Origin of the sequence: Methylibium sp. T29 (assembly GCF_000576205.1) — a bacterium.
GTDB classification, from domain to species: domain Bacteria; phylum Pseudomonadota; class Gammaproteobacteria; order Burkholderiales; family Burkholderiaceae_C; genus Methylibium; species Methylibium petroleiphilum.
The window spans coordinates 22,252-33,381 of record NZ_AZND01000020.1 but is presented as its reverse complement, the minus strand read 5'-3'; the positions used below and the strand labels follow the sequence as shown (position 1 = coordinate 33,381).

The window sequence follows — 11,130 nt, the reverse complement described above, 5'->3', positions numbered from 1 at the left end:
CGGCACGGTGGGGGCGGGGGGCGTTGCGGGCAGCAGCGCTGCGCTCATCAGGCCGCGCCGGGTTCCGGCGGCGGTGGGCTGCCGGCCGAGAGGGTGAGCACCTCGTAGCCGGTGTCGGTGACCAGCACCGTGTGCTCCCACTGCGCCGAGAGCGAGCGGTCCTTGGTCACGATGGTCCAGCCGTCGCCCAGTTCCTTGATCTCGCGGCGCCCGGCGTTCACCATCGGCTCGATCGTGAACACCATGCCGGGCACCAATTCCTCCAGCGTGCCGGGGCGGCCGTAATGCAGCACCTGTGGTTCCTCGTGGAACTTGCGGCCGATGCCGTGCCCGCAGAACTCGCGCACGATCGAGAAGCCCTGGCGTTCGGTGAAGGTCTGGATCGCGTGGCCGATGTCGCCGAGTCGCACGCCGGGCTTCACCTTGACGATGCCGCGCCACATGGCCTCGTAGGTGAGCGAGCACAGCCGGCGGGCCGCGATCGAGCCCTCGCCGACCACGAACATGCGACTGGTGTCGCCGTGCCAGCCGTCCTTGATGACGGTGACGTCGATGTTGACGATGTCGCCGTTCTTCAGCGGCCGGTCGTTCGGGATGCCGTGGCAGACCTGATGATTGATCGACGTGCAGATCGACTTGGGGTAGGGCGTGTAGCCGGGCGGCGCGTAGTTCAGCGGCGCCGGGACGGCGTCCTGCACCTCGACGATGTGCCGGTGCGCCAGGCGGTCCAGCTCGTCGGTGGTGATGCCGGGCTTGACGTGCAGCGTCAGCATGTCCAGCACCTCGGAGGCGAGCCGCCCCGCGATGCGCATGCCGTCGCGTCGGCGGCGGTCTTGATCGTGATCGACATAGCCGGGGATTATCTCATCAGGCCCGTAAATCTAGGGTTTGCGAGGGGACATCCCGCCTCGCACCGCACGCCCTCCAGACCCGCGACTTCCGCGCGCCCCATGACCCAGCCCACGATCCTCTCCTTCGACGGCGGCAACGCGCTGTCCGCCTTCCGTGCCCAGGCCCTGTTGCCGCGGTTGCAGGCGCTCGCCGCCCGCATCACCGCGGTCCATGCCCGGCACGTGCACTGGGTGGCGGCGGAGGCGGCGCTCGATGCAGCCGCACGCGACAAGCTGGCCGGCCTGCTGCGCTACGGCGACGCCTATGCCGGCCCGACGGAGGGCACCCTGGTGCTGGTGATGCCGCGCCTGGGCACGGTGTCGCCCTGGGCCAGCAAGGCCACTGACATTGCCCACAACTGCGGCCTGGGCATCCGCCGCGTCGAGCGTGTCACCGAGTACCGGCTGACGCTCAAGGGCGGACTGCTCGGCGGCAGCAAGCCGCTCACCGATGCCGAGCGCGCGGCCGTGGCCGAACTGCTGCACGACCGCATGACCGAGAGCGTGGCCTTCGAGCACGGCGCCGCGGCCCACCTGTTCGATGCCCAGCCGGGGAAGCCGATGGAGACGGTCGACGTGATCGGCCGGGGTCGCACGGCGCTGGAAGCGGCGAACCGCGACTTCGGCTTGGCGCTGAGCGACGACGAGATCGATTACCTCGTCGCCGCCTTCACCGGACTGCAGCGCAACCCGACCGACGTGGAGCTGATGATGTTCGCGCAGGCGAACTCCGAGCACTGCCGCCACAAGATCTTCAACGCGCAGTTCACGATCGACGGCGAGGCTCAGGAACACTCGATGTTCCAGATGATCCGTCACACCCACAAGACCTCGCCGCAGCACACCATCGTGGCGTACAGCGACAACGCGGCGGTGATGGAGGGCTTCCCGATCGAGCGCTGGCTACCGCAGGGCTACACCAATGCGCCGGTCTATGCGGCGCGCCACGAGACGGCCCACGTGCTGATGAAGGTCGAGACGCACAACCACCCGACGGCGATCTCCCCGTTCGCCGGTGCGTCCACCGGCGCCGGCGGCGAGATCCGCGACGAGGGCGCCACCGGGCGCGGCGCCCGGCCCAAGGCCGGCCTGACCGGCTTCTCGGTCTCCAACCTCCAGTTGCCCGGCACCCATGAGCCCTGGGAGCGTGTGCGCTACGGCAAGCCCGAGCACATCGCGAGCGCGCTGCAGATCATGATCGACGGCCCGCTGGGCGGCGCGGCCTTCAACAACGAGTTCGGCCGACCCAACCTGGGCGGCTACTTCCGCGTCTACGAGCAGACGGTCGGCGCCGGTGCGCAGGCGCAGCGCCGCGGCTACCACAAGCCCATCATGATCGCCGGGGCCTGGGCACGATCAGCGACGGCCAGACCCACAAGATCCCGTTCCCGGCCGGCACGCTGCTGATCCAGCTCGGCGGTCCCGGCATGCGCATCGGCATGGGCGGCGGTGCCGCCAGCTCGATGGCAGCCGGCGCCAACACCGCGGCACTGGATTTCGATTCGGTGCAGCGCGGCAACCCGGAGATCCAGCGGCGCGCGCAGGAGGTCCTGAACCACTGCTGGGCGCTGGGCGCGGGCAATCCCATCCTCGCGGTGCACGACGTCGGCGCCGGTGGCATCAGCAATGCCTTCCCCGAGCTGGTGCACGACGCCGGCCGCGGCGCGCGCTTCGACCTGCGCAAGGTGCCGCTGGAGGAAAGCGGCCTGGCGCCGAAGGAGATCTGGTGCAACGAGAGCCAGGAGCGCTACGTGCTGGCGATCGCGCCCGAGAGCCTGCCGCTGTTCGAGGCGATGGCCAGCCGTGAACGTTGCCCCTACGCGGTGGTCGGCGTCGCCAGCGACGCACTGCAGCTGGTGCTCGAGGACGGCCCCGGCGGACAGGGCGAGCACGGCACGCCGATCGACATGCCGATGGACGTGCTGCTCGGCAAGCCGCCGAAGATGCACCGCCAGGTGCAGCGCGTGGCGCACCACCTGGAGCCGTTGGCGCTGGCGGGCGTGACGCTGCAGCAGGCCGCCTTCGACGTGCTGCGCCATCCCACGGTGGCCAGCAAGCGCTTCCTGATCACCATCGGCGACCGCACGGTCGGGGGTCTGAGCCATCGTGACCAGATGGTCGGCCCGTGGCAGGTGCCGGTGGCCGACTGCGCGGTGACGCTGGCCGACCATGCCGGCTTCCACGGCGAGGCCATGGCGATGGGCGAGCGCACGCCGCTGGCCCTGATCGACGCGCCGGCCGCCGGCCGCATGGCGGTGGCCGAGAGCATCACCAACCTGCTGGCCGCGCCGATCGAGCTGCCGCGCGTCAAGCTCAGCTGCAACTGGATGGCCGCCTGCGGCGAACCCGGCGAGGACACAGCGCTGTACGACACGGTGCGCGCGGTCGGCCTGGAGCTGTGTCCGGCGCTGGGCATCGCGGTGCCGGTCGGCAAGGATTCGCTGTCGATGCGCACGCGCTGGAGCGACGCCGAATCCGGCGAGGCGAAGCAGGTGACCGCGCCGGTCTCGCTGATCGTCACCGCCTTCGCCAGCCTGGCCGACGTGCGCGGCACGCTCACGCCGCAGCTGCAGCCGGGTGATACCTCGCTGATCCTGATCGACCTGGGGCAGGGCCGCAACCGCCTGGGCGGCTCGATCCTGGCGCAGACGCTGGAGCAGCTGGGCGACAGCGCACCCGACCTCGACGATGCCGCGCTGCTGAAGCAGCTGGTGGCCGCCATCCACCGCCTGCGCGGCGAAGGCCGGCTGCTGGCCTACCACGACCGTTCCGACGGCGGCCTGTGGGCGACGGTCTGCGAGATGGCCTTCGCCGGCCACTGCGGCGTGTCGCTCAACGTCGACCTGCTGGTGACCGAGGGCGACGGCGTGTCCGACAGCCGCATGGACAGCGGCGATGCCAAGAACTGGGCCGGCCAGGTGGGTGCGCGCCGCGAGGAGCTGACGCTGAAGGCGCTGTTCGCCGAGGAGTTGGGCGCGGTGATCCAGGTCGCCGGCGCCGAGCGCGACAAGGTGCTCCACGTGCTGCGCGAGGCCGGCCTCGGCCGTCACAGCCACGTGATCGGCAAGCCCAACGACCGCGGTGTCATCGAGGTCTGGCGCGACGCCAAGGCCGTGTTCAGCGCGCCGCTGCGCGAACTGCATCAGGCCTGGGACGAGGTGAGCTGGCGCATCGCCGCGCTGCGCGACCACCCGGGCTGTGCCGAGGCCGAGCATGCGGCAGCCGGCGCGCCGGACGATGCCGGCCTGCAGTGGCAACCCAGCTTCGATCCGGCCGAGGACGTGGCCGCGCCCTTCCTGAAGCTCGCCCGTCCGAAGCTCGCGATCCTGCGCGAGCAGGGCGTCAACTCGCACATCGAGATGGCCTATGCGATGGCGCAGGCCGGCTTCGAGACCTACGACGTGCACATGAGCGACCTGCAGTCGGGCCGGGCCCGGCTCGACATGTACCGCGGCTTCGTCGCCTGCGGCGGCTTCAGCTACGGCGACACCTTGGGCGCCGGCGAGGGCTGGGCGCGCTCGGTGCTGTTCAACCCGCGGCTGGCCGACCAGTTCGCGGCGTTCTTCAACCGCGACGACAGCTTCGCGCTCGGCGTCTGCAACGGCTGCCAGATGATGGCGGCGCTGGCGCCCATCATCCCCGGCGCTCAGGCCTGGCCCAAGTTCACCCGCAACCGCAGCGAACAGTTCGAGGCGCGGCTGGCGCAGGTGGAGGTGCTGGAGAGTCCGTCGCTGTTCTTCGCCGGCATGGCCGGCAGCCGGCTGCCGATCGCGGTGGCGCACGGCGAGGGCTATGCCGACTTCTCCCAGCGCGGCGACGCCCGCGCGGTGCACCGCGCCATGCGCTACGTGGACCCGGCCGGCCGCGCCACCGAGGCCTATCCCCACAACCCCAACGGCAGCCCCGAAGGCCTGACCGCGGTGACCACGCCCGACGGCCGCTACACCGCGCTGATGCCGCACCCCGAGCGCGTGTTCCGCAACGTGCAGATGAGCTGGAGCGGCGGTGACGTCACCGCTGCCAGCCCCTGGCTGCGCATGTTCCGCAACGCGCGCCGCTGGGCCGCCTGATGGGAGGCGGGCCGCTGCGGTCCCTCGCGGACCGGCATGCCCGCCTCGACGCGCTGCGCGGTCTGGCCATCGTCTGGATGGCGGTGTTCCATTTCTGCTTCGACCTGGCCCACTTCCGGCTGATCGGCGCGAACTTCCACGCCGATCCGTTCTGGCTGCACCAGCGCACCGCGATCGTCAGCCTGTTCCTGTTCTGCGCCGGCCTCGGCCAGGCCGTCGCGCTGCACGCCGGCCAGGGCGGGGCGCGCTTCTGGCGCCGTTGGGCCCAGGTCGCCGGTTGCGCGCTGCTGGTCAGCGCCGGCAGCGCGCTGATGTTCCCGCGCAGCTGGATCAGCTTCGGCGTGCTGCACGGCATCGCGCTGATGCTGATCGTCTGCCGTTTCTCCGCCGGTGCAGGGCGCTGGCTGTGGCCGCTGGGGCTGGCGGCGATCCTGCTGCCGCAGTTCGTGCAGCACCCGCTGTTCGACAGCCGGCTCGCCAACTGGGTCGGCCTGGTGACGCGCCGGCCGGTCACCGAGGACTACGTGCCGCTGCTGCCCTGGCTGGGCGTCATGTGGTGGGGCCTGGCGGCCGGCCGGTGGTTGATCGAGCACCGCCCGGGATGGCTCGGCGGCCCGTTGCCCACCGCAGCCCGACCGCTGGCCGTGCTGGGGCGCTGGAGCCTGAGCTTCTACATGCTGCACCAGCCGCTGCTGATCGGCGCGCTGATGCTGTGGCTGGCCGTGCGGTGAGGTGCCCACGATGACGGACGGCGCAGCGATCGGCGAACGCGCCCGCCGCATGCTGCCCTGGCTGGTGGCGGTGGCCTTCTTCATGCAGACGCTGGACGGCACCATCGTCAACACCGCGCTGCCTGCGATGGCGCGCGACCTCGGCGAGAGCCCGCTGCGCATGCAGGCCGTCGTGATCGCCTACATGCTGACGGTGGCGCTGCTGATCCCGGTGTCGGGCTGGCTGGCCGACCGCTTCGGAACGCGGCGCATCTTCATCGGCGCGATCGTCGTGTTCAGCGTCGGGTCGGCGGCCTGCGCGCTGTCGGCCACGCTCGGCCAGCTCGCCGCGGCGCGCGTGCTGCAGGGCGTGGGCGGCGCGCTGCTGCTGCCGGTGGGTCGGCTCGCCATCCTGCGTGTGTTCCCCAAGGACCAACTGCTGCGCACGCTCGCCTTCGTCACGATCCCGGGTCTGGTTGGTCCGCTGATCGGTCCCAGCCTGGGCGGCTGGCTGGTCGAGGTGGCCACCTGGCACTGGGTGTTCCTGATCAACCTGCCGGTCGGCCTGGTGGGCGTGGTGGCCGCACGGCGCTACATGCCGGACCTGCGGGACGGCGCGGCGCAGCGTTTCGACCTGTGGGGCTACGTGCTGTTCGGCGCGAGCATCGTGATGATCTCCGTCGCGCTGCAGGGCCTGGGCGAACGGGCGCTGGGGTTCGCGAGCTCGATGCTGCTGCTGTTCGCCGGCTTCGCGGCGCTCGGCGGCTACTGGCTGCATGCGGCGCGCGCGCCGCAGCCGCTGTTCGGGCTCGGGCTGTTCTCGATCCCGACCTTCGCGGTGGGCCTGATCGGCAACCTGTTCGCGCGGCTCGGCAGCGGCGCGATTCCCTTCCTGATGCCGCTGTTCCTGCAGGTCGGGCTCGCCTATTCGCCGGCCGCCGCCGGCATGAGCCTGATCCCGACGGCGCTCGGCGCGATGCTGTCCAAGACCTTCGCCGAACCGCTGATCGGGCGCCTGGGCTACCGCCGCACGCTGATCGGCAACACCGTGCTGCTGGGGTTGATGATCGCCAGCTTCGCGCTGGTCGATCTGGAGACCGGCCGCTGGGCACTGATGCTGCACCTGGCCGCGTTCGGCATCGTCAACTCGCTGCAGTTCACCGCCATGAACACGCTGACGCTGGGGGACCTGGAGGGTCGCAACGCCAGCGCCGGCAACAGCCTGCTGTCGGTGGTGATGCAAGTCTCGATGAGCCTGGGTGTCGCGGCCGCCGCCGCGCTGCTGGTGGCGTTCGGCGGACACACGCAGGCCCAGGGATCGGCGGCCGTGGTGCAGACCTTCCACGCGGCCTTTGCCTGCATCGGCCTGATGACGGTCTGCGCCGCGCTCGTCTTCGCGCAGCTGCAGACCTGCGACGCGCCGCAGGCGGTGCCGCGCGTGCCGGACGAGCACTGACACGCGAATGCGTTTTCCAACCGTGCGGGACTGGCCGTCGGGCATGAAAAAGGCGCCCCGCAGGGCGCCTGATGCCGTCGAGGGCCCGCGACCGGGTCACTCGAACTTGTAGTCGGTCTTGGCCTTGCTCTTGAGTTCGTCGCGGAAGGCGCCGACCTTCTGCTGGCTCAGGCGCTGCTCGATCTGCGGCTTCACTTCGGCCAGCGGCGGGAACTGGGCGTCGCGCACGTCCTCGAGCTTCAGGATGTGGAAGCCGTACTGGCTCTTGATCGGTGCCTCGGTCATCTTGCCCTTCTCGAGCTTGACCATTGCGTTGGAGAACTCGGGCACGAAGCTGCCCGGGGCGGCCCAGTCGAGATCGCCGCCGTTGGGCGCCGAGCCCGGGTCCTTGCTGGACTTCTTGGCCGTTTCCTCGAAGCTCGCGCCGCCCTGGATCTGCGCGATCAGGGCCTTGGCCTCGTCCTCGGTCTCCACGAGGATGTGGCGCACACGGTATTCCTTGTCGCCGGCCTGGGCCTTGTACTTGTCGTACTCGGCCTGGACCTCGGCGTCGGTGACGGGGTTCTTCTTCTGGAAGTCGGCGAACAGCTCGCGGATCAGGATGCTCTGGCGGGCCAGTTCCATCTGCGCCTTGTATTCCGGCGTGGCGGTCACGCCGCGCTTCTCGGCGGCCTGCGTGAAGATCTCGCGCAGCACCACCTCGTCCTTCACCTGACGCTCGGTCTCGGGCGGCAGCTGCTGGCCCTGGCTCTGTGCCTGCTTCGTGACCTGCTGCAGCAGGGCGTCGGCGCGCGCCTTCGGGACCGGCTTGCCGTTGACGATGGCGATGTTCTGCGCTGCGGCCAGCGCCGGGGCGAGCAGGGCGGCGGCCAGCGCGATGGACGATGCGCGAACGGCAAGGGTGTACGGCTTCATGCGATCAGAACCTCGGTAGGGAAAGGGCGGCGGGCGGCGTCGCGGGGCGACGGCTTCAAGGGGTGCTGCGGGCCGCTTCGGTGGGGGTGAGCGTGGTGAGTGCCAGGGCATGAATGCCGCGGGGCATCCACGAGGCGACGGCATCATACACAAGGCGGTGCCGCGCCAGACGTGACAAACCGTCAAAGCGCTCACTGACCAGATGGACGCTGTAATGCCCGCCTTCGCGGGCGCCGGCATGGCCGGCGTGCTGGTGGCTGTCGTCGCTGACGTGCAGCGATTGCGGCGCCAGCGCGTCCCGCAACGCGGCCTCGAGCTCGGCCGCGGTCGGGGCGAAGGCCGGCGCGGTGCGCCCCACGTTCGGCTCACTCATCTTCGGTCTTGATGTGGCGGCTCAGGTAGAGGCCTTGCGCCAGCGTGAACAGGAGCATCAGGCCCACGCCGCCGAACAGCTTGAAATTGACCCACACGTCGGTCGGGAAGCTGTAGGCGACGTAGAGGTTCGCCAGGCCCATGAACGCGAAGAAGGCGATCCACATGAAGTTGAGGTTGCGCCACACCGCCGGCGGCAGCTGCAGCTGGCCGCCCATCAGCGTCTGCAACAGGTTCTTTCGAAACACGGCGTGACTGAGCCAGAACGCCGTCCCCATGACCCAGTACAGCACGCTGGGCTTCCACTTGATGAAGGTCTCGTTGTGGAACCAGACGGTGGCGCCGCCGAGCAACGTGACCAGCCCGAGGCTGACCCACAGCATCGTGTCCACCTTCCTGCCGCGCAGCAGCAGCCAGCCGATCTGCGCGAAGGTGGCCACGATGACCACCAGCGTGGCCAGCAGCACCGGCGCCTCCTTCGGGCCGACCATGCCGCCGGAGACCAGGAAGCCGAAATGCTGGCTGGCGAACGCGGCCGCCGCGTCGGGTTGGCCTTCGGCCACCTTGAAGGCCACGAAGAACAGGACGATGGGAAGCAGGTCGAACAGGAACTTCATCGCGAGGGTCGGTCGTTGCCCAGGGCCCCGATTGTGCGGTGCCGGCGCCGGGGCGCTGGCACCGGGTCATTTCCGGGGCTCGAAGCCCAGCGAGGCCGAGTTGATGCAGTAGCGCTCGCCGGTCGGCTCGGGGCCGTCGGGGAAGACGTGGCCGAGGTGCGCGCCGCAGTCCTGGCAGCGCACCTCCACGCGCACCATGCCGTGGCTGCGGTCGACCACGCGGTCGATGATCTCGCCGCGCAGCGGCTGGAAGTAGCTGGGCCAGCCGCAGCCGGCGTCGAACTTCGTGCCCGAGTCGAACAGCGGCGCGTTGCAGCCGACGCAGTGGTACACGCCTTCCTGCCAGTGATCGGCATATTTGCCCGTGAAGGCACGCTCGGTGGCGCCGTGGCGCGTCACCTCGAACTGCATCGGGTCGAGCTGGGCACGCCATTCGGCCTCGGTCTTCTGGACCTTGCGGGGCTTGTCGTCGGTGGAACTCATGATGAACAGGACACCTCCAGGGTTTGCGCCCAATCGGGCGGAAACTCGGCATAGGCCGAGTGCTCCGGCTGTTCGTCGAACGGCCGCTCCAGAACTTTCAGCAGGCGCTGTGTCTCGCCGAAATCGCCACCCTGTGCCGCACGGATCGCGTTCTCGCACAAGTGGTTGCGCAGCACGTACTTGGGGTTCGCGCGGTCCATTTGCAAGCGGCGCTCGGCCTCCGCGCGGCCGTCGAGCGCGAGGCGACGTGCATAGCGGTCGGCCCAGGCATCGAAGGCCGGGCGGTCGAGGAAGAGGTCGCGCACCGCCTGCGGCTCGGCCGGCGACCACTGCGCCAGCCTGCGCCAGGTGATGGTGTGGTCGGCGCGCTCGGTGGCCATCAGCTGGAGCCAGTCGTCGGCCAGCGCCACATCCTCGTCGCGTTCGCCGGCGAGGCCGAGCTTGGCGCGAAGCCGCGCTGCCATGGCCTCGGAGAACGTGTGCTTGTAGGGCTCGATCGCCTCCAGCGCCAGGTCGCCGGTGGCCTCGGTCACCTCGCCGCCCATCGCGATCAGCGGCAGCATCGCCTGCGCCAGCGCATGCAGGTTCCAGAACGCCACGCTCGGCTGGCGCGAGTAGGCATAACGGCCCTGGTGGTCCGAGTGGTTGCAGACATGGCCGGGGTCGAAACCGTCGAGGAAGCCGAACGGACCGTAGTCGATCGTCAGGCCGAGGATCGACAGGTTGTCGGTGTTCATCACGCCGTGGCAGAAGCCCACGGCCTGCCAGTCGGCCAGCAGCGTGGCGGTACGGCGCGCCACCGTCTCCAGCAGCGCGGCATAGGGATTGGCCGCCTCGCGGCAGGCGGGGTGGTGCTGGTCGATCACGAAGTCGGCCAGCGTGCGCAGCGCTTCGGGCAAGCCATGATGGGCGAAGTGCTCGAAGTGGCCGAAGCGCACGAAGCTCGGCGCCACCCGCGTCACGACCGCGGCGGTCTCGACGGTTTCGCGCCGCACCGGCAGCGGTGAACCGACGACCGCCAGCGCGCGCGTCGTCGGAATGCCCAGGAAGTGCATCGCTTCGGAACACAGGAACTCGCGGATCGACGAACGCAGCACCGCGCGGCCGTCGCCCATGCGCGAATAGGGCGTGCGGCCGGCGCCCTTGAGCTGCAGCTCCATCGGTCCGTTCGGCGTGTCGATCTCGCCCAGCAGCAGGGCCCGGCCATCGCCCAGCTGACCGGCCCAGACGCCGAACTGGTGGCCGCTGTAGACGGTGGCCAGCGGCTCGCTGCCCGGCCAGGTGCGTCCGCCGGACAACACCTCCAGCGCCTGCCAGTCGGCGCGCTCGGCCCAGTCGCCGGGCCAGCCGAGCAGGCGGGCGGCGCTGTCGCTGGTGGCCACCCAGTGCGGCTGCGGCAGCCTCTGCGCCGCGAGTCGCGTGTGGAAGACGGGGCCCAGTGCGGCATAGCGGTTGCGCCAGTGCAGGCCGAGGGGTGTCGCGTCGGGCCGGTCGAGCTCCGGCAGGGAAACATCTTGCATGCCCGGCAGTCTAGCGAGCCCTCTCACGCCTGCTGCCGTCTAGGGCATACCCCAGCCGAAGCCTTGCGGGACGCTTTCTATGATCGCCCGCATTCCA

General features: G+C 70.2%; 7 protein-coding genes and 2 pseudogenes. 3 read left to right on the top strand and 6 right to left on the bottom strand.

From position 1 onward, the window contains the following. Window positions 1-47: 47 nt before the first annotated feature. Window positions 48-850: pseudogene (gene map / locus x551_RS05085) on the bottom strand (type I methionyl aminopeptidase). A 100-nt stretch (window positions 851-950) separates the two neighbouring features. On the opposite strand from map, the pseudogene purL reads away from it, so the two are divergent. From purL to mdtD, 3 genes and pseudogenes are all read left to right on the top strand, one after another. Then, window positions 951-4,960: pseudogene (purL, locus tag x551_RS05080) on the top strand (phosphoribosylformylglycinamidine synthase). After that, a complete protein-coding gene (locus x551_RS05075; RefSeq protein ID WP_036247728.1) occupies window positions 4,960-5,691 on the top strand; it encodes a heparan-alpha-glucosaminide N-acetyltransferase in 732 nt (243 codons plus the stop codon). Before purL ends, x551_RS05075 begins: the two are co-directional and overlap by 1 nt. Before the next feature lie 10 nt (window positions 5,692-5,701). Further along, complete coding sequence (gene mdtD / locus x551_RS05070; RefSeq protein ID WP_011829359.1) at window positions 5,702-7,126, top strand: multidrug transporter subunit MdtD; 1,425 nt, start codon at window positions 5,702-5,704, stop codon at window positions 7,124-7,126. A gap of 96 nt (window positions 7,127-7,222) precedes the next feature. Here mdtD and x551_RS05065 read toward each other — a convergent pair whose 3' ends face one another. From x551_RS05065 to x551_RS05045, 5 genes are all read right to left on the bottom strand, one after another. Beyond that, the gene (locus x551_RS05065) at window positions 7,223-8,041 is read right to left on the bottom strand and encodes a peptidylprolyl isomerase (protein WP_036247726.1); all 819 of its coding nucleotides are present in this window, start codon (window positions 8,039-8,041) and stop codon (window positions 7,223-7,225) included. A 55-nt stretch (window positions 8,042-8,096) separates the two neighbouring features. Next, entirely contained in the window at window positions 8,097-8,414 is a 318-nt protein-coding gene (locus x551_RS05060; protein ID WP_011829361.1) for a BolA family protein, read from the bottom strand. Next, window positions 8,407-9,030: a septation protein A gene (locus x551_RS05055; protein ID WP_036230822.1), complete on the bottom strand. Its 624-nt coding sequence runs from the start codon at window positions 9,028-9,030 to the stop codon at window positions 8,407-8,409. The genes x551_RS05060 and x551_RS05055 overlap by 8 nt, the downstream gene beginning before the upstream one ends. 66 nt (window positions 9,031-9,096) lie before the next feature. After that, window positions 9,097-9,513, bottom strand: coding sequence for a peptide-methionine (R)-S-oxide reductase MsrB (gene msrB, locus x551_RS05050; RefSeq protein ID WP_011829363.1), 417 nt, complete (start codon window positions 9,511-9,513; stop codon window positions 9,097-9,099). Continuing rightward, complete coding sequence (locus x551_RS05045; protein WP_051495606.1) at window positions 9,510-11,033, bottom strand: YdiU family protein; 1,524 nt, start codon at window positions 11,031-11,033, stop codon at window positions 9,510-9,512. Before x551_RS05045 ends, msrB begins: the two co-directional genes overlap by 4 nt. Between the last annotated feature and the right edge of the window lie 97 nt (window positions 11,034-11,130).

Excerpts from the sequence above, each read along its gene's own strand:
- x551_RS05075 (WP_036247728.1), top strand. The coding sequence starts at position 4,960 with ATGGGAGGCGGGCCGCTGCGGTCCCTCGCGGACCGGCATGCCCGCCTC.
- mdtD (WP_011829359.1), top strand. The coding sequence starts at position 5,702 with ATGACGGACGGCGCAGCGATCGGCGAACGCGCCCGCCGCATGCTGCCC.
- x551_RS05065 (WP_036247726.1), bottom strand. The coding sequence starts at position 8,041 with ATGAAGCCGTACACCCTTGCCGTTCGCGCATCGTCCATCGCGCTGGCC.
- x551_RS05060 (WP_011829361.1), bottom strand. The coding sequence starts at position 8,414 with ATGAGTGAGCCGAACGTGGGGCGCACCGCGCCGGCCTTCGCCCCGACC.
- x551_RS05055 (WP_036230822.1), bottom strand. The coding sequence starts at position 9,030 with ATGAAGTTCCTGTTCGACCTGCTTCCCATCGTCCTGTTCTTCGTGGCC.
- msrB (WP_011829363.1), bottom strand. The coding sequence starts at position 9,513 with ATGAGTTCCACCGACGACAAGCCCCGCAAGGTCCAGAAGACCGAGGCC.
- x551_RS05045 (WP_051495606.1), bottom strand. The coding sequence starts at position 11,033 with ATGCAAGATGTTTCCCTGCCGGAGCTCGACCGGCCCGACGCGACACCC.